Here is a 17,978-nt window from a genome sequence, read left to right as displayed (position 1 = left end):
TAAGGCTTAGAAAATAATATCTAATACTAATCGATTACTAGATATGGATGATTTTGGTGAAATATAAGCCCTAACCTGTTTCACGACGCGCTTGGCATTAAATGTCAGATATAAGTCGTCACCGCGCTGCTGTATTGAAACATCATTTAATGACTTAGTGTATTTTTTAATATTACGAGTTAAATCGGCCATTTTTTTGTTTGTTCTTATATTTTTCAAAACAAACTCAACATGATTATCACGCCCACCAGTTACTTTCTCTCCCTTAATAAAGGAAGATGAAATAAACACCAGACGAACAAATTTACCATGTTCACCTATCACAATATTCTCCACCTGACCAGGGCCATCTGGTGATACGGCAACTTCTCGTGGAGCAATATTTTTATTTTCAGTTAGCGCCTTAGTGTTATCTTCGCTCGCATTCAACAAACTTGAATTATTCTTTTTTGGTTGTTCGATAACACCTTGAGCTGAAACTTTCACACCGACGTCTGGCGACTTGCGTTCAGGAATCGTAGTCATAATACCATCAAGATCGGCAATTAAGCGTTGAGATGAGCCCTCCAGATTATTTTGCCGGATTAGCATATCTGCTGTGCTATAGTCGTTAAGCTTAACAAGTGTAAAAATCAGATTATGAACAATTTTTGGCGAATTATAACCTCTGGAATATAGGGGCATTAAATAAGATCTCGCGAGATTGTAATCCTTTTCTACAATAGCGATCATTGCCAGGTTATTATTTACAATATCCTCAGCAACAAACAAATTTCTTGCTTTTTCAAAACTTTCCTTCGCGTTTTCTAAATCGCCTAAATGTGCAAGGATTACACCTTTGAGGTTATAAGCCTCTCCCATTTTAGGATTTATTTTTATCGCTTCATCTATTTGCCTTAATGCGATCTCATCATGGCCAAGAGTGCTATTATTTTGTGCCGACAATAGCAAAGACTCATCCGTAGGAGAAGAACTTACCAACTCTTTAAGACAATTCTGCGAGGATTCATAATCTTCAATTTTGTTATAAACTTCACAGAGTTTAAGTCGAACTTCAGGTGTGTCATTCTTGCTAAGCTGTTCGCGATAAAATGCGATAAGTCCTTTGTAGTTATTAACTTTTGTTAAGATAAATTCTCGTTCTTTATTATCAAGGTTGGTTTGTGAACTACACCCTACAAGTAACAAAGAAATTACTAAAGCGCTTAACTTCCCCATATTGCCATCATCCTGATAAATCCGGGACCTGCTACGATCGCAAGTATCGGAAACATAATAAATAAAATCATCGGAGCCGCCATTTTAGCGGATAAACTAGCAACCTTTTCTTCAACGGATAAAAGCTGCATCTCTCGCATCTCCTTAGATAACTCAACAAGCACGGTACTGATTGATGCCCCATAAGTGATACTTTGTTGCAACGTGGTACAAAACATTCGTACCTCGGCGCTGGGAACTTCCTCATACAATTGGTCAAGCGCACTAACTATGCCACTCACCTCAATTTTAATAGCAGTTCTTTCTAATAAACTTGCGATATCGCTATTAATAAATTGGATGTTTTTCGAAATGTAAATTAAAGCATTCTCTATGGTCATTCCAGATTGAACACAGATAGACATAATATCTATAACATAAGGTAAATCGACATTTATTTTCTTTGTCTTTTTTTTCATTACATAATTCTTTATTCTTGGAGGAATAAGAATCACTAATACTAATGCCACACCAATAATTATAGCCTGTGTTTGTTTATCATATTTAAGTATACCAAGCGCACCGAGAATAAAAATAAGTAACGAAAAAGCAATCACTATACCGAATTTCAAAAAAATATTAGAATCTAAAAAATCAAAAAAAGTCACTGTCTTACTTGTTTTACGATAAATTTTTTCAATATTTGAAACTAATTCTTCATTTTTGGCGACGATATTACCCTGTCTTCCCAGTACAGAGGAAATTTTCTTTGTTTTTTTGTTTTTAGTCAACAAATACAAAAAAGCAAAAAATAAAGATACCACAAAAAAATACAGGACATATAAGGACATTTGTTATGTCTCCATAGTTTTAAACAGCTTTATTCATCATATTCCATATGATCGCAAGTCCAAGACAAACGCTTCCAACAGCATAATACAAAATATATTTCCCTGACTCATGATTTATTAATATATCAAAATTCTCAGGACTTAAAAAATTCAGGACAAAGATAAAACCGACAGGGATCATAGCCAATACTTTTACTGACATTCTGGCTTCAGACGTCATCGTCAGCTTCTTGCGGTCGGTAATTTTTGCATCCGATATCTGTTTAGCTAAACGAGTCATTACTTCCCTGACCTGGCCTCCCCCATTAATGTTTATCATTACAGCGAGAATGAAGAAATAATACTCACGATAGGGTAAACGTTCATATGAATCCATTAACACAGTATTGACATCCTCACCAATACTAAGTCTGCGAGATACAATCTTAAGCTCAGGGCCGACTACTTCACCACTTAACTTATTACCACACTGGGTAATCCCTACCACTATTGAATTTCCAGAGCTAATAGAGCTATTGATGATATTCAGCGCCTCCGAAAATTCAATTTCAAATAATGCCCTTTGTTTTTTTTGACTTGATTTGTAATGAACATAATTCAGCATTATGAGTAAGAGTAAGGACGCGATGATGATATTAAACTTTAAATAAACAAAGTTAATATAAACACCTGCCAAAAACAACCCGATAAACAAGAAAGCATCTTTTGGCTTCATGTTACGGTACGTTGATTTCACGCTTCTGACGTCCCCCGTTATAGCTTGCTTTAAGCGTTCAAACAGCTGGCTATTCCAGCTATTTTTTTTGGTGGTAATATGGAAACGTTGTTGACCGCCATCCAGTTTTTTTACTTTTTTGTAATAAATGAGCACCGCCAGAAAATTCACAGTACCAAGAACTACAAGTATAATAAAAAAAAGTGTCATTGAATCTGACTCCCAAATAATTCGTTCAAGGCATCAGTCATACCATAGATAACACCCTGACGGTAAACGACAGATCGTTTCAAAAGACCATTAAACTTATAAACCCCCTGAATCCTACCGTTCGCATCTCTTTGAGATGAAGCTTCGAATGTGAATATATCCTGGATAATAATATTTTCCCCCTCCATCCCCATTACCTCAGATATATTCATAACCTTTCGCGAGCCATCCGGCATACGTGAAACCTGAATAATCAGATGTATCGCCGATGAAATATTTCTCCTGATAGCCATCAACGGCAAGGACGCACTTGCCATCATCACCATACTTTCCAGACGTGCTATGGCATCGCGCGGCGAGTTGGCGTGTAGAGTTGACATTGAACCATCGTGACCGGTGTTCATCGCCTGCAGCATCTCGAATGCCTCCTCACCACGACATTCGCCGACAATAATACGGTCGGGCCGCATACGGAGCGAGTTTATAACCAGTGAACGCATTGGGATCATCCCCTGCTGCTCCGCGCCGGCCATACGCGTTTCCATACGTACCACATGTGGTTTAATCAGACGGAGTTCAGCCGCATCTTCCAGAGTGATGATACGTTCTGTTTCACCAATATATTGCGATAATGCGTTCAGCAACGTTGTTTTTCCGGAACCGGTACCGCCGGATATAATAATATTGACTTTGCAACTGGCAGCAATAACCAGGAAGTTGGCCATCATTTCATCCATACTTCCATAGTTAATTAAGTCACCTAAAGTTTTTTTGCCTTTACCAAATTTACGAATTGAAATCGATGTGCCATCAAGAGTAATTGGCGCAATAACAACGTTTAAACGACTACCATCAGGTAAACGGGCATCAACCAGTGGCTGCGAGTCATCAACGCGACGCCCAACCTTAGAAACCAGGCGCCGGGCAATCTCTGTCAACTGCTGGTTACTGAGAAAAAACGTACCAACCTTTTCCAGTCGCCCGCTGCGTTCGACAAATATCTGTTCTGGTCCATTAACGAGAATATCGCTAACGGAATCATCTTCCATTAAATCTCGTAATGGTCCATAGCCAGAAATTTCATCAGCCACGAGTTTAATGAGTTCCAGCCGAAGTTGAGTAGATAAATATTGACCTATCTCAGCAGATACCCGCTGTAAAATATCACTTATCTCTGTTTCCAGTGCTGTTCTATCATCCTTTATCGCATCAATACGATCCAGGTCCAGTTTCTTAAGAATATTTTCCCTAAATATTCTTAATGATGATAGTTCATTAGGTCCCATTTAGCCTCTACAACCTCTATTTTTTACTAAATCGATTGATAATACTGGACAAATTAAATGTTTTTTTATTTTGTTTAATTTCTATTTTTTCACGTCCCAGGATCGCTGCCGATAATTGAAGCGCACGCTGCGAGAAAATATCATTCTCTTTCCGACTTTGATAATAGGGGAGTATTGTACAAATCTCTTTACCCAAATAATCCACAATATCTTCATTAGAGAATTTTTGCTTGTTATCAGCAACATTATACTCATTAATGCTAATGATGATTTTTCGTTTTATAACATCATTCTTTTGTCGCTCAAACCTTGCATACTCATCCAGCACTCTTTTGGCTGTTCTGAAAGATGAAAAATTTCGGCCAAGAACTAAAACGATAGTATTCGAATTTTTAAATATTAACTCTAAATTTTCTGCGGAAATTGCACAAGCGTTATGGTCAAACAAAGCGATATTAAAGTGATTAAATACTGGGTCGCTATAATTTAATGCCTCATTTACTGATTCCATTTTTATCGAGCGATTATCAGAGATTTTTTGCACTTTACTATCTGAAGCATCAATTTCATTACCTGAGATTAAGTCGAAATCTTTACTACCAGTAGCCCCCTGAATCAAAAGACAAGGCGCAGTTGTGAAATTATTAAGTGACATCAAAACTTCGTTGCTGATAGTAGAGGTACCGCATCCCCCTTTACATCCCAGAATACTTATACGTAGCGTCGACTTATCGGCGCTTTGTACCTGCGATTTTAAGATAACATTTGGTAATTCATTAACTTGCGTATTGATGTAAAGATATTTACTGCCACTTTTTTCTAAGGTTTTGGCAAATGCAATGGAATCAGTATTACCGATCAGTACATAATAAACATCATAAGGAACAATCAAAGACGTTACTTCATTAATCACATTAATGTCGTTTTCATCTTCAATATCCAGGATCATCCAACCTGCATCTTTGGTATCCTGATCGTCAAGATATTCATTAACTGCAACTTCCTTTTGCACAATGCTGCTTATATTGTGCATCATCAGCACATTTTTAACATCGAGCTGGATCTTTTGATTCCGTGAAACTAAAACCACCTTACTTCTGTCAAGAACTACCCGATTACTGTCTTCTTTAGTTTCTGTATCCGTTGTTGTGCTAAACAGTCTCATATTAAATCCCCTTATTTAGCAAAGCCAACTTGATCAAGAAACTGAGCGGTATCCGTATTTAATCGATCGCTGCGCGTTTTTTCATCAACACCAGTGTTAAAGAACAATCTGGTTGATGACGTTTTATTAAACTTAGGTAAAGCTATTTTTTCACCAGATGACATAGGCTTCACCAAATTAACCGTTGCGAATACGACTAATTCTGTCTTGCTGCGCTCACTTCCAGCACGACGACCTAATGCACCCAAAACCGGGATGTCACCAATGAAAGGTACTTTGGTTAAAGTTTCAAGATCGGATTCATTCAACAAACCACCAATTGCAAAACTATCACCGTCACCTAATTCAATCGTTGAATTCGATTTACGCGTTTTCAGCGTTGGAATTTGGTAGGTATTGTAAGCATATGTACCCGTTACGCTACTAACTTCGTTAGAGATAAAAAGTTTAATTTTATTTTTTCTCTCAACCTTAGCAGCAATGTTAAGACGAATACCGTATTCTTTGTAAGTGACTGTTGTTGCATCACGATCCTGCATCAGGATTGGAATTTCCCCACCGACGAGAAAGTTAGCTGATTCTCCTGATAATACAGTCAGGTTTGGTTGTGCAAGTACTCTGGCAATTTTATCATTATGCACTGCATTAATAAGAGTACTGATATTTCTGGCATCAAACCCGTTTTTGAAACCTAACAGATTGAACGTTCCTGCTGAGTTTGCCGTCGTCCCCCCGCCCATCATGCTGTCGAGAGTTAAACTACTCCATTCGATTCCCAGGTTATCGGTAAATTCTTTTGTCACCTCTACCACAGTCAATTTTACGTTGACCTGATTCGATGATGGCAGTTCGATACGATTAATAATATTGTCATAGGTTTTGTAGCTGGCAAAAGGAATCTTGTCACTTTTAACCATCATATTACTGCCACCAACACCGTTGCTACTGGTATCGTCTGCCTCAATTTTTTTCTCTTCTGCAGATGTCCCGACTAAACTTCCAACCAGTTGATATACACCATCTTTGATTTCTTCACTTGGTGCAGTACCTGATAAGATATAAGAAGCCTTGCCACCATTATCGTTAAAACGCTTAATGATAACATTACTACCCGGATATTCCTGTCTGATACGTTGGGAAAGCTCCGGTAATAACGGATCAACACCGAGACTGACGTTATAAATAACCTTGGAATTAGCGCCGTATACCGATATTTCAGCGGTACCTACCTTTTTACCATACAACACCACAGCCTTATTACTGATAACCTTATAGTCAGCAATCTCGGGCGATGAAATAAAAACAGTTTTAATAGGCTCACTGGTTTTAATCTGCTTTGACATGCCCGGCTTTATATACATTTGTTCTGCAAGGCTTATTGAACTTATAAAGACAGTTGAGAAAAGTACACTTACTTGCCATAAAAAAGTGGTCAGACGCATTAGATTATCCTTTTTCAATTTACAGAACTATCACATCGATTAAGCGCTTATCCGCGTAATTCAGTTACACCATCTCGGGCAGGACCATCGCTCAGGCCCGGTGCAGGATAATTGCCTTCAGGTAAGTAAGGAGCATCATCAGCCCAATTACTTTCTTGTAACAGCAACAAATTATCCAGTGTCAGTTCTTGTTGATCTTTATCACTCGCCGGGAATAAGACTAATTTAGTTCCTGTTTCTAACCCTTTCAGGATCTTCACATCATCGTTGTTCAGCTCAACGATTACCTGACTACCTTCGGCAATTGTATAAATGCCGTCTTTCTCTTTGCGTTTTGCTTTATTAATAGCAAGGACTCGTTTATTAGAAATAACTTTTTTTAAGCTACGACCAGTAACGGACGTGGGAGGTGAAACGATACTTTCCTTCATATCCCGACTAATTTCTCGACCATATATCAAATAGATATCTACGCCAGTTCCGGTTTTCACATTGTCGAGAAGATAATTTTCATTACTCTGTAAGGTAAATGTATAGACAACATTTCCAGGCAACAAGAAAAGCTCAAAGTATTCTGTCGTACCGGGTTTGGCAACATCATTAAGCGTAATCATCGTATCTTTACTGAGATCCGACTTCAACGCCCAACCAGTGATATTTTCCAGTCCTTCGATCGCTTTTTTCTCTGCAGCGGTGACTTCGCTTTCCTTTTTCCTTATCGCGTTAATGCGATAATCGTCAGTGGTTAAAATTTTACCACGAGTTAAATCTTTAATAACCTCGACGCGTTTAACTTCAATCGTTGGCTCTTCTGGCTTAGCTTGAGTTAATGGCTGGACCTCCGTGTCCGGCGCATTATTACTGAAAATAAAAATACCGACAATACCGACTAAAATCATCAAAATATAGATAATGACGAGTTTCCGCTTCATTCTAATCCCTTAATACTTAAATAATTAAAACCTTTCTAAAAAAGAAAGTTTAGTCAAATATTCTCAGTGTTCTTAAAATCTACTTATGCAAAAATTTTACGGAGTTGCTCCGCCACCATTTATCATTGATGTAATTTTTGTCTGAAGTGTAGTAAACGTAGTGTTTAACATCTCCCGCACAGGTCCACTTGAACCGAAGATAAACAGCACCACTGCAGCTACACCTGCCACCACAATTGCATACTCAACAGCGGTTACGCCTTCTTCTTTTTTGAAAAAGTCTTTTACGCTATTTTTTATGTATACTTCGGCACCACAATATGCCTTAAGTAAGGTATTATTTAACATATTTTTCTTCCTTTGAAAGAAATTTAAAAAACCAGTAAGAGCTTGCCCTTCTGACGTTTACTGTAATCAGTCTCAGGCAACTGAGACTCTTTCCTACATTACCGCTTTCCCCTACAACCTTTTTTTAACAACGAAGCGATTTGCCATCTGCTTTTGATTGATATTGGGTTAAGAAGTATCCTTTGCTCACTATTGCCGTGTAAGTTACCTGCTGAATTTTTATAACATTTTTTCTTTTCATAGCTACCGCACGGATTTTGTATTTCACAGAATCCAATAACTTACTTTCTGAATAAAAGGTACAATCGCCCCTGGCAAAAATGCCTTTTAAATACACTTAATAACTGAGGCTAAATAAAAATTTAACTTTACTAACAGTTTTAATACAGCCATCCCTATCAAATTAATGACTTCTGTCCTGTTATCCCGAACTGCATTCGAGTTCATCCTGTACATACGGGTAAATTCGTAACACAATCTGGTTTACGTCCTGCAGCCTGCGGTATTTCACCGACAAATGACTCTGAGATACACCGTTGCGTTCACATGCTTCCCGCCGCGACAGCCCATTAACCAGTACTTCTTCCAGCGCCAGCACCATTCGTGGATTACTGATGCTGCACAACACCATCAGCAATCGCAAATGACGAATATCCACCATCCCTGGCTGTAAATTACCTGGAATGGAATAACGCCTCTGATAATATTCATTACGCATCAGCATCCCCATAATCTTCTAACCCTGCTTCCCATTCTTTGATGAATTACTGGTGACTACGCGACAACTCTCATCTGGCATGTCATCGGGCGGTCTGAAGGTACCGGCCCCTCTTTCAAAGATAATGAGGCGATAAAGTCCCGCGGATGACCGGAAATTCTCAGTTCTTGTATAATACGACTGCGATAGTGATATACCAATTTGTCGCTGCGGTTCAGACGCTTCCCCACCTCTTGTGCGGAGATCCCTCGTGACAACCATTCAGTTGCAACCTGCGCGCAGAGCCCTGAACCAATTCTTTCTGTCAGACGCCCGCACAACCATCGTTCCACGTGATTAAGGAGTATTGCATCACTCATTCGTCCCGGACATTCTGTCGAACAGGCCGCGGAGCTATATGTGCCCGCAAATTGCAGATCTGTCATGCAAGAACCGATCAACGCCCCCGGATATCCCGCCAATAGGCTGTCGTATTCACGTAGCCAAATATTGCCAAACCAAGAGGCTACCGCCCGGTCAGAGAATAATATTCGTGACTGTGTGATAACCACCGGCAATGCCGGATGCAAGCGACGAATATGGCATAGCAGACCGACATAATCCCTGGCAGGGATATCCAGAACAATAATATCGGGAACTTCAGTGCTTTTCGTACTTAAACGAGAAAATAAAGTTCTAAGATCTCCTGTAGTCTCTACATAAATTTCTTTTCCGCAAGCAGAATGCCCGCACAAATATTTCAATGCGATTGTTTTTGCCCACTCCGTGGAATAAACAATTGCACGTTGCAGAGCTTTTGATGTTTTCTCAGCACACATCCCAGGCAACCTCCTGTTGTCATGTACAAAAATACTGACAGGCCAGTTCTTTGTTACAAATATTCTTAAACAAATACTTAATGGGTAAAAATCAATAAAATCGATCGATAAGATCTTGAAAACTAATCAATACTACAAAACATTAGTCATACACTCAAATACAAAACTTTAAATAAGTGATGTTTCTATTTTTTTGTTTTTTGTCAAAAGCCATACAATTCATGTAATTAAGAATAATAATTACAATTTTTATATAATTTATATAAAATAAATAAAAAACCATTATTACAGCAAGTTAAATTATGTACTTCCCCTTCCTGTAAATCGAAGCTTAAGATATTACGCTTAGGATTAATTAATCAAACTTATGTATTAGCAATCGCATACATTTCGTTAATGTCTTAACTTTGACTTTTTTCAGACAATTTCAAACAGCATGGCCGTTCAATGAAGTGAGATTTCATCCAGGTCATCCGATGAGATACTTAAAATTAAGGAAAAAATTGTTACAAGCTAGAGAAAATTGCAGAGATCCCTGCAAGGTTTGAGTTGATAGCGGACTCAGTACACTATAGATGTCGCCTGTTCGCACACCTCGACTCTTACATAGCGTGTAGCCAACCAACATCAGGGTGGGACGGTTTGATGAATTACGACATCGCCTATTACTATGTCCAAAAAGTAAAACGGTGCGTCATCGCAGGGTTAGCAGTAGTGCGTAGATCCAGTAAAGCAAGGCAATTTTGCCCTCAGATCACAATGACACTCATAGCCTGCATACATTAATATCATTATTTATCATATATTTAATATGCTTTTGAGATGAGCCATAACTTTTAATGTCTATACCTAAGTACTCTGCAGCCCCCCTGGAAAGGGTCTGTCAGACAAGTCGCTCATGTTCATTCATTAATTAGCCAGGCGATAAAACGGCACGTTTCTCACGGTTGCAGTCAGGTTATCGGACACACTCTTCTGTCCTGTAGCTATCCGCATCCCTGCTTTTCTTAGCCTCAGTACATCAGCAGCAATACGTTGGCTGCCAAACCAGAAGAGTCCATCCAGAGCAGTGACATCAAGACCCGATTCCAGCGCCAGCTTCAGACGTTCACGCGGTGCTTTCACTACTTTAGCAATCTGCTGATACGGCGCTTCGTTTAAGCCTGTGGGATCAATGCGCCGGATACGATGCGAGAGACGGTATTGGAATTCATCCGGTATTCCGCCAAGGCTCGCTTTCAGACTGTATACGCAGCCAAAGCGTTTGCCGTTAAAGAGGACGTTTTTCTGGCTAAGCTGTAGCTCATCACGCACGCTGGCGATCAGTTGCGGGGTGCGGAGTAGCAACAAGCGAAAGGGCAGCTCAAAGCTGGTCACATAGTCCACATTCAATAAAGCAATACGCAGACGCTCTTCTGAACCCGCCTTGATTTCCCGACATTCAGCAATAACATCAGCCCACTGACCGGTAAGACGAGAACTCTCAGCAGCCTCAGTAAAGCTGTACTTTTCAGTCTGATAATCAATACGTTCGGTCACACGGAATTCCTTTCTGGTCAAATATCGGTAAGGGTTGCTCACTTTACCAGCGACAGAATGCAACCGGAAGCCTGCTGGTAGAAGTCACCAGAGTGCCCGGCATCCGCAGTGACTTCAACCGTGACAACATAATGAATATTGATTGAACTCATATACTTAAAGGCTGCCACACTGGTAATCTCTCAAGATTCATTGTTTCATCGATTTATCACCAACGATGCCAGTACGGTTCACTATTTTGCCAATGATAAAGCGACCCTGAGCCGTAACAAGGCTGAACTTGCAGGTAAACCTGATTTTCGTATTCAGGAACAGTGGCAGGTCAGCATCAAAACCGGCCAGAAAGTCACCGTAACCATCAGACTTTCCCACTCTTTTCAGATTAGTGTGCTATCGATCTTGAAGCGCCAGCTTTTACTCAGCACCGCGGAGATAAAGAAACTGATAGATGAAGGCCATATTAGTGGTATTACGATGAAAGAACTCAAATCCCGAAAACGAATGACAGGATATTTGGATTTTCAGCTGTCAGCAGTCACATTATATGCTCGGCGAAAAGTTGTTCTGGGCCAACGTTAACAGTATGAAGCTCACAATAAGATTGTGAGATTTAACCGGCCCGGGATGTTGTCTGGGTCGGTTAAACGGTGTCATGTCAAACCACAAAACGGTTAACTAAATCCTTCATAGTCACCGACAGATTGTCCAGGCGCTGGCTGTCGCTCGCGGCCTGAGAAACCAACGCCGCGTTTTGCTGCGTGACCTGCTCCATAGGCCGTAATGCCAGGTTTATCTGGGATACTCCTTGCGACTGTTCCGTCGCCACGCGAGCAATATCCGCAATATATTGCTTCATACTGGTGGTATTGTCTGCAGCAGCTTCCAGTGCGGTAGCAGATGCCGTAACCCGCTCAACGCCCTCACTGATTTTGACCATATTTTGCGCAACGAGCTCGCGGATCTGGTTAGCTTCTTTGGCGCAACGCTGCGAAAGATTCCGCACCTCACTGGCCACGACCGCAAATCCCCTCCCCATCTCTCCTGCGCGAGCAGCTTCCACTGCGGCATTCAGCGCCAGCAAGTTAGTCTGAAACGAAATATCGTCAATTGACGTCACAATATTCGAGATTTTCTCACTGGAAGCGCGAATATCTCCCATACTTTGATTTGCCGCGCTGGCGACGTAACTGGCCTGCCGAACCTCTTTTTCCAACCTGACTGTCAGATACTCTGCGTCCCGGGCATTATCCGCCGTTTGCGTTATCGAGGTAGATAGTTGTTCCATGCTGGCTACAGCCTGTACGATTGATGCAGCCTGTTCATCTGTACGTTGGGCAAGATCCTGATTACCCGCCGTAATACTGCTGCTGGCATCAGACAAAACTACGGAGCCTTGTTTAATCTCCTGGACTATATGCTGAATACTTTCCAGCATCGTGTTGTAGGCACGATTAAGTGACGAAAGCTCATCTTTCCCCGGGGTCGACAGTCGTTGAGTCAGATCGCCGTTCATGCCCGCAATCTTGCGTAGCGTTTCACTGAATTGACGATGCATATTGATTGCGATTGCCCCAGCGAACGTCAGTGATGCCAGTAATGCTAACATGCTGACAACCATATACGTTTGCCAGTTTTTTCGTGCGTCCTGTGCAAGTTTTTCCGCATTCGCCAACAGAAGATTCGCCGTGACATTTTCTATCTGCCGCATCACTTCAATACGCTGGGTTTGTACCTTAAACCAGACGGTAGGATCGACATCAAATCCACCATTCACTGCATGGTTAAACGCGGTTTCGCGCAATGAGAGCGCTTTTGACGCTTCTGGTGACTGCAGGCGGCTTTGCAACATGGCCGCCTGTTCAGGTGTGCTCAGGCGTAACGATTGTGCCAACCAGACATTCTGTTTACTGACGACATCACTGAGTTGATGTAACTGCCCTACGGCAAAATGACCGGAAGAAAAGATATTTGACAACAACGCGCGTTCAATACCTGCTTGTTCTTTTAAATTCAGCAAGTTGTAGTAGGCGGCAAATGCGTTCGCCATCTCGCCTGAATCCGTCAACTGCCCCAGTCGGCCCACAAAACTCAACACATCAGCAATGACATTAGTATAAAACGTAACCACATCGGATGCCGGAAGACCTAATTGCGTGACGTTTTCCCGGATGGTGGCAAGGGATAGAATGTTTTTCTTAAACGTGGCAACAGAAGCAGCGACATCCCCTTCAGGCAAAGCAGTATCGGACAGTGTACGCACAAAGACCTCGATCTCGCGATCGGTTAAAGCCCGCTGTACGTTTAATTCATCTTTAAACGTCTTCCCTTTAGCCCCCAGAAATCCGACGCTCATTCCGCGTTCTTTTTGCAATTCATGCACCACATTTCCAGCACTTCGTGCAAGCGCTGTTAGCTGGGCAATATTCTCCATCTGTCGTTCTGTTTCTATACGCGCCAATATTCCCGAACCTGCAAACCAACATAACGCCAATAACAGTGGTTGTAGCGCGATAATTAACTTCATTTTCATCGGCATTCGATAAACCCACCACATGTCACATCCCTCCATTAACCATATTTTCATCATGGTTATCGGCATCAAACAGCCTCTCTTTAAAATTCCCTATGAGGCAAGTGATTGTTTTTAGGCCTAATATTCACTAACATACCTCTATTGGACTATATTGATCAGAATTAATGTTTGATTTATGTGGATAATGCAAAATTATATATCAGCATTGAGTGTAATATAGATTATTATTTTATTCTTGTTGCGCGGTTATCCTTTCGATACAGGCACAGACATCCGGTTTATCTCGTGTTCCCTTAACCAATGATCAAAAGAGCAGTAATTTAATTGATGCAATACACAATACACTTTGCAAAGTGCTATTATCATTCTGCATTAAGATTATTATATTAAATATTCAACAAGAGAAAAATACATTCAAATCAACTAATTATTAGCATAATGAATTACTATTGGCAAATCCGAACAACATTTATATTGAATTAAAAAATAAGTTATCTAACATAATTATTGCTTATCACTAATCTATAAGAGAATAAACTTATGAAAAAACTCAGTATTATTGCATTGTTAGGTTCAGCATTAGCATTTTCAGCATATGCCGCTGAACAAATCTCACCAGAGCAAGCCAGCAAATATACAAAAATAGGAGAACTTAGCGTAACTGAAGACGGCTTTACAATGACAGATGACGGGCTCAGCAAAAAGGTGGATGAAAAGGGTGGCAAATACTATGTAATTACCTCAATTGAAGGGCAATCGGAACACAAAACGATCAATGCTGATATTTATAAATAAACCATAATAGAAATAAGTCATTACCAATTTGCACCGCCATGATTACTTGACCCTCCCTAAACAGGAGAGTCAAGTAATTGCATGTAATTATTGTTTTTCGTTGAATTTATTTAAGGAGATAATATGCCCAGAATTTATATCTCTGGAAAACTGACGTATATCGCCTTCTGCGCGATGACACTCTTGCTATCAGGCTGTACCTCCATTCCTTCATCAATTAAAGGTAATGGCCAACCAGACCTGCAGAAAGATTTTCTAAAACTGAAGCAAACTCCCAATCTCTATGTAGGACAGCAAGCGCGACTGGGTGGACTGGTTATCAATGTCGTTAACCAACCGCATGAAACGTTGCTCGAAATAGCGGTACTACCGCTTAATTATAATGCGAAACCAGAAATCGGGACACCATATCAAGGACGATTATTAGCCCGGAGTTCAACTTTTCTCGACCCTGTTAATTTCCGCAATCACTATGTTACCGTTTTGGGTAACCTGACCGGGAGCCGTTCTGGTCGGGTCGGTAATTCCAGTTACCCATTTGTTACAATGAATATTCTTGGGTATCAGGTATGGCAGGAAGAAACACGTATTATGCCAGCACCGGGTTTTGATTACGGTATTGGACCCGTTTGGCCTGCCGACTGGAATGGTATGATGTATCCTGGCTGGGGATGGTACGATCCGCCGCTGCAAGTGGAAAAGACGCTATCTCCTTAAGTTTCGGTACCTCCCCCTTCATAACCTCGTCTCCATTCAATGCCTGGATGGCCCACGTTTCCGGGCATTATCAGTAATCATCCGTTAATTATCTTGTTAAAGATGAATAAAAAAAGCTGGCGAATCCATCGCCAGCAAAAGTCTGTAAAGGAGTCTCGAGTTTGTCACCAATACAAGTGACATAGTAATCCTAATACTCTGGCAGATACACAACAAGTTACTCTTATATAAATTAATCCTGGATAAGATAAAACATAATATCTCATAGTAATACCTAAGGAGTATTTGTAACACCAGGATTATTCTTATACTAAAAACAAAAAACTATATATTTTTCAGGATTAAGAATTTTACTTAGGATTATTATATAGGTACATCTCTGGATAAATCATAAAAATAGATTATGTTTATATTATTATCTAAGCATAACACGGGATAATTACCCCTACACATCAAACTCGATCACCAATGTTAAAACTCTGTTTTCTACAAACATTATAACTAGACATCTGCACCAAAGGAGCATTTTTATGATTTTCATTATCACAAAGGATTTTTTCCTTTTCCAGGGTGTTTTTAACCTACAGGAAAAGGAAAAAACCATCAAAATCAATCAACTTTCAGACATTAACTTTAATGATCTGGATCACGATGTAAAAATCATTATTGACACTTATCATAATAATATTATTGATGAAACTACGGTCAAGCTACTCAATGACATCAATGTTGAAAGGATCATCATCCTGGCCCCCTTTCACATTAGCAAATTAAAAAGCCAGTCGCCTTTACTGTTCGTAAGCAGAAAAGAGCAGATATTAAATTTACTCTCCCTCATCATAGATGAAAAAATTTCATATCAAAAACCTAACGTGGCACTCTCGCACAACCAACTTAAACTTGTCAACTCCATAATTAACCAACATAACATACATGAAATCACTCAGTCCCTGAACATTTCAGAGCAAACAATGCGCATTCAAAAATTTAATATCATGCTCAAGCTAAAACTTAGAAGAATAAGCGATCTTGTTACCCTGAAGATATCACCTTATTTTTAGCATACAAGTGATTGACATTCAAAAACATCCATTAGAAAAGAAGGTTTTATGCTCGCATCTTTAATTGCCATTATGGTTGGTGGTGGTGTCGGTAGTGCTTTACGTTGGGGCATTTCCCAGCGATTGAATGCACTATTCCCTTTATTACCCCCCGGAACGCTCGTTTCAAATATAATTGCCGGATTCATTATTGGATTTGCTACAGTTTTTTTTACCCGACTAACATCATTTTCTCCGGCAGTGAAGCTGATGGTCACCACAGGGCTATGTGGTGGTTTATCGACATTCTCTACTTTTTCAGAGGAGGTATTTTCGCATTTGCAAAATGAAGATTACATTTGGGCCGGTACTGAAATTGCGGTTCACGTGCTGTTCTCCTTACTCGCCGTGTATACCGGCTTCTTAATTGCGTCATTTATTACCTATTGGTACCGATGAACCGTAAACCTTCGTAACGTATATGTGAGGGATATAATGCAGATAAAAAGAAAATTTGCGGTAATTGGCCTGGTTAATATTCTATTCGTTGTGGGGTGTGATGATAGTAAGAATGCCCCGCCACATACCGTAATACCGGATGTCGGTATTATTACGCTTAAAGAAGAATCCGTGAATATCACCAGTAAATTACCCGGGCGAATTGTACCTTATGAAGTTGCTGAGATACGTCCGCAGGTTGGGGGGATTATTCTCAGCCGTCAGTTTAAAGAAGGCAGCACGGTTAATGCCGGAGAACCGCTGTACCAGATTGACCCTGCCCCTTTACTGGTAGAACTGGATCGGGCGAAGGGAAGTCTGGCTAAGGCTCAATCAGCAGCAGATAACAGCCGCTTAACGTTGAATCGTTTTACGTCACTGCTTAAATCACATTATGTCAGCCAACAAGACTACGACGAGGCCCAGACTAACGCGAAGGAAGCGCAGGCAAACCTGCAAGTGGCGAAAGCGGCGGTTGAAAGTGCCAGAATCAACCTGAACTATGCCAGCGTCACCTCGCCGCTGAGTGGATTAAGCGGCAAATCAACTGTCACCATCGGCGCACTTGTCACCGCCAATCAGGGGCAAGCACTGGTCACAGTTCAACGTCTTGATCCTATATACGTGGATGTTACCCAGTCCGCCAATGATTTTCTCCGGCTAAAAACAGACATGGAGCAAGGCATAATAGAGCAAAGCCAGGGCCAGGCAACGGCCATATTAGAGTTTGATAACGGTAAGCAATATGCTCACACAGGGAAATTACAGTTTTCCGACCTCACAGTGGATGAAACAACGGGGTCTGTTACGCTCAGAGCAATTTTTCCTAATCCAGATAACACGCTATTACCTGGCATGTACGTCACTGCCGTGCTCAGTGAGGGTATCCAGCGCAATGTATTGTTGGTTCCACAAGAAGCGGTAACTCGCAATGCCAGCGGCAAAGCCACAACGCTTATTCTTGATCCGGAAAACATCGTCCAGTCGCGTGAAATTATTGCCACTAAAGCAATAGGAGATAAGTGGCTGGTAACTTCCGGTTTGCACCCTGGCGATAGGGTCATTATTTCTGGGCTCCAACAGATTCGGCCTGGCATTAAAGCTCATGCTCTCCCCTCCCCTTTAGATTCAAATCCCCCTTTACCTCAGTAAGGCCGGGTAACAGGAGTTTTTT

18 protein-coding genes are annotated in these 17,978 nt (G+C 40.7%); 6 read left to right on the top strand and 12 right to left on the bottom strand.

Annotated elements, in window-relative coordinates; genetic code table 11:
- Positions 1–6 precede the first annotated feature (6 nt).
- From On2M_RS06385 to On2M_RS06335, 11 genes are all read right to left on the bottom strand, one after another.
- Positions 7–1,218 (bottom strand): hypothetical protein, encoded by a 1,212-nt coding sequence (locus On2M_RS06385; RefSeq protein WP_210904521.1) that lies wholly within the window; start codon positions 1,216–1,218, stop codon positions 7–9.
- Positions 1,206–2,048: a type II secretion system F family protein gene (locus tag On2M_RS06380; protein ID WP_210904520.1), complete on the bottom strand. Its 843-nt coding sequence runs from the start codon at positions 2,046–2,048 to the stop codon at positions 1,206–1,208. The genes On2M_RS06385 and On2M_RS06380 overlap by 13 nt, the downstream gene beginning before the upstream one ends.
- Positions 2,049–2,067: 19 nt before the next feature.
- Positions 2,068–2,973 carry a type II secretion system F family protein gene (locus tag On2M_RS06375; protein WP_210904519.1) on the bottom strand — a complete coding sequence of 302 codons (906 nt, stop codon included), beginning with the start codon at positions 2,971–2,973 and terminating at the stop codon, positions 2,068–2,070.
- A complete protein-coding gene (locus tag On2M_RS06370; protein ID WP_151224787.1) occupies positions 2,970–4,259 on the bottom strand; it encodes a CpaF family protein in 1,290 nt (429 codons plus the stop codon). Before On2M_RS06370 ends, On2M_RS06375 begins: the two co-directional genes overlap by 4 nt.
- A gap of 16 nt (positions 4,260–4,275) precedes the next feature.
- Positions 4,276–5,424 carry a hypothetical protein gene (locus On2M_RS06365; RefSeq protein ID WP_210904518.1) on the bottom strand — a complete coding sequence of 383 codons (1,149 nt, stop codon included), beginning with the start codon at positions 5,422–5,424 and terminating at the stop codon, positions 4,276–4,278.
- Between the two features lie 11 nt (positions 5,425–5,435).
- Positions 5,436–6,866: a pilus assembly protein N-terminal domain-containing protein gene (locus On2M_RS06360; RefSeq protein WP_210904517.1), complete on the bottom strand. Its 1,431-nt coding sequence runs from the start codon at positions 6,864–6,866 to the stop codon at positions 5,436–5,438.
- Positions 6,867–6,913: 47 nt separating this feature from the next.
- A complete protein-coding gene (locus On2M_RS06355; protein ID WP_210904516.1) occupies positions 6,914–7,798 on the bottom strand; it encodes a hypothetical protein in 885 nt (294 codons plus the stop codon).
- A gap of 96 nt (positions 7,799–7,894) precedes the next feature.
- Positions 7,895–8,146, bottom strand: a complete 252-nt coding sequence (locus On2M_RS06350) for a Flp family type IVb pilin (RefSeq protein ID WP_151217512.1) — start codon at positions 8,144–8,146, stop codon at positions 7,895–7,897.
- A gap of 421 nt (positions 8,147–8,567) precedes the next feature.
- Entirely contained in the window at positions 8,568–8,864 is a 297-nt protein-coding gene (locus On2M_RS06345) for a PapB/FocB family fimbrial expression transcriptional regulator (RefSeq protein ID WP_187253491.1), read from the bottom strand.
- Between the two features lie 56 nt (positions 8,865–8,920).
- Positions 8,921–9,682, bottom strand: a complete 762-nt coding sequence (locus On2M_RS06340; RefSeq protein WP_151217515.1) for a response regulator transcription factor — start codon at positions 9,680–9,682, stop codon at positions 8,921–8,923.
- 909 nt (positions 9,683–10,591) lie between these two features.
- Positions 10,592–11,221 carry a DNA-binding protein gene (locus On2M_RS06335; RefSeq protein ID WP_187258641.1) on the bottom strand — a complete coding sequence of 210 codons (630 nt, stop codon included), beginning with the start codon at positions 11,219–11,221 and terminating at the stop codon, positions 10,592–10,594.
- A gap of 138 nt (positions 11,222–11,359) precedes the next feature.
- On the opposite strand from On2M_RS06335, the gene On2M_RS06330 reads away from it, so the two are divergent.
- The gene (locus On2M_RS06330) at positions 11,360–11,800 is read left to right on the top strand and encodes a DUF1062 domain-containing protein (protein ID WP_247604924.1); all 441 of its coding nucleotides are present in this window, start codon (positions 11,360–11,362) and stop codon (positions 11,798–11,800) included.
- A 76-nt stretch (positions 11,801–11,876) separates the two neighbouring features.
- On the opposite strand, the gene On2M_RS06325 is transcribed toward On2M_RS06330, so the two are convergent.
- Complete coding sequence (locus tag On2M_RS06325; protein WP_210904515.1) at positions 11,877–13,775, bottom strand: methyl-accepting chemotaxis protein; 1,899 nt, start codon at positions 13,773–13,775, stop codon at positions 11,877–11,879.
- 519 nt (positions 13,776–14,294) lie between these two features.
- Between On2M_RS06325 and On2M_RS06320 the strand changes: the two genes are divergently transcribed.
- The 5 genes from On2M_RS06320 to On2M_RS06300 all read left to right on the top strand — a co-directional run bounded on the left by On2M_RS06320 (position 14,295) and on the right by On2M_RS06300 (position 17,956).
- Complete coding sequence (locus tag On2M_RS06320; RefSeq protein WP_151217521.1) at positions 14,295–14,549, top strand: DUF1471 domain-containing protein; 255 nt, start codon at positions 14,295–14,297, stop codon at positions 14,547–14,549.
- A gap of 123 nt (positions 14,550–14,672) precedes the next feature.
- A complete protein-coding gene (locus tag On2M_RS06315; RefSeq protein WP_151217523.1) occupies positions 14,673–15,266 on the top strand; it encodes a Slp family lipoprotein in 594 nt (197 codons plus the stop codon).
- Positions 15,267–15,796: 530 nt separating this feature from the next.
- Complete coding sequence (locus tag On2M_RS06310) at positions 15,797–16,327, top strand: LuxR family transcriptional regulator (RefSeq protein ID WP_187253495.1); 531 nt, start codon at positions 15,797–15,799, stop codon at positions 16,325–16,327.
- Positions 16,328–16,375: 48 nt separating this feature from the next.
- The gene (crcB, locus tag On2M_RS06305) at positions 16,376–16,765 is read left to right on the top strand and encodes a fluoride efflux transporter CrcB (RefSeq protein ID WP_088903225.1); all 390 of its coding nucleotides are present in this window, start codon (positions 16,376–16,378) and stop codon (positions 16,763–16,765) included.
- 36 nt (positions 16,766–16,801) lie between these two features.
- Positions 16,802–17,956 carry an efflux RND transporter periplasmic adaptor subunit gene (locus On2M_RS06300; RefSeq protein ID WP_080975634.1) on the top strand — a complete coding sequence of 385 codons (1,155 nt, stop codon included), beginning with the start codon at positions 16,802–16,804 and terminating at the stop codon, positions 17,954–17,956.
- Positions 17,957–17,978 lie beyond the last annotated feature (22 nt).

It is taken from the genome of Citrobacter sp. On2M (genome assembly GCF_018035235.1).
GTDB classification, from domain to species: domain Bacteria; phylum Pseudomonadota; class Gammaproteobacteria; order Enterobacterales; family Enterobacteriaceae; genus Citrobacter; species Citrobacter meridianamericanus.
Note: the sequence above shows the minus strand (reverse complement) of the source record. Positions and strands in the feature narration are given on the sequence as shown.

Excerpts from the sequence above, each read along its gene's own strand:
- On2M_RS06385 (WP_210904521.1), bottom strand. The coding sequence starts at position 1,218 with ATGGGGAAGTTAAGCGCTTTAGTAATTTCTTTGTTACTTGTAGGGTGT.
- On2M_RS06380 (WP_210904520.1), bottom strand. The coding sequence starts at position 2,048 with ATGTCCTTATATGTCCTGTATTTTTTTGTGGTATCTTTATTTTTTGCT.
- On2M_RS06375 (WP_210904519.1), bottom strand. The coding sequence starts at position 2,973 with ATGACACTTTTTTTTATTATACTTGTAGTTCTTGGTACTGTGAATTTT.
- On2M_RS06370 (WP_151224787.1), bottom strand. The coding sequence starts at position 4,259 with ATGGGACCTAATGAACTATCATCATTAAGAATATTTAGGGAAAATATT.
- On2M_RS06365 (WP_210904518.1), bottom strand. The coding sequence starts at position 5,424 with ATGAGACTGTTTAGCACAACAACGGATACAGAAACTAAAGAAGACAGT.
- On2M_RS06360 (WP_210904517.1), bottom strand. The coding sequence starts at position 6,866 with ATGCGTCTGACCACTTTTTTATGGCAAGTAAGTGTACTTTTCTCAACT.
- On2M_RS06355 (WP_210904516.1), bottom strand. The coding sequence starts at position 7,798 with ATGAAGCGGAAACTCGTCATTATCTATATTTTGATGATTTTAGTCGGT.
- On2M_RS06350 (WP_151217512.1), bottom strand. The coding sequence starts at position 8,146 with ATGTTAAATAATACCTTACTTAAGGCATATTGTGGTGCCGAAGTATAC.
- On2M_RS06345 (WP_187253491.1), bottom strand. The coding sequence starts at position 8,864 with ATGCGTAATGAATATTATCAGAGGCGTTATTCCATTCCAGGTAATTTA.
- On2M_RS06340 (WP_151217515.1), bottom strand. The coding sequence starts at position 9,682 with ATGTGTGCTGAGAAAACATCAAAAGCTCTGCAACGTGCAATTGTTTAT.
- On2M_RS06325 (WP_210904515.1), bottom strand. The coding sequence starts at position 13,775 with ATGTGGTGGGTTTATCGAATGCCGATGAAAATGAAGTTAATTATCGCG.
- On2M_RS06320 (WP_151217521.1), top strand. The coding sequence starts at position 14,295 with ATGAAAAAACTCAGTATTATTGCATTGTTAGGTTCAGCATTAGCATTT.
- On2M_RS06315 (WP_151217523.1), top strand. The coding sequence starts at position 14,673 with ATGCCCAGAATTTATATCTCTGGAAAACTGACGTATATCGCCTTCTGC.
- On2M_RS06310 (WP_187253495.1), top strand. The coding sequence starts at position 15,797 with ATGATTTTCATTATCACAAAGGATTTTTTCCTTTTCCAGGGTGTTTTT.
- crcB (WP_088903225.1), top strand. The coding sequence starts at position 16,376 with ATGCTCGCATCTTTAATTGCCATTATGGTTGGTGGTGGTGTCGGTAGT.
- On2M_RS06300 (WP_080975634.1), top strand. The coding sequence starts at position 16,802 with ATGCAGATAAAAAGAAAATTTGCGGTAATTGGCCTGGTTAATATTCTA.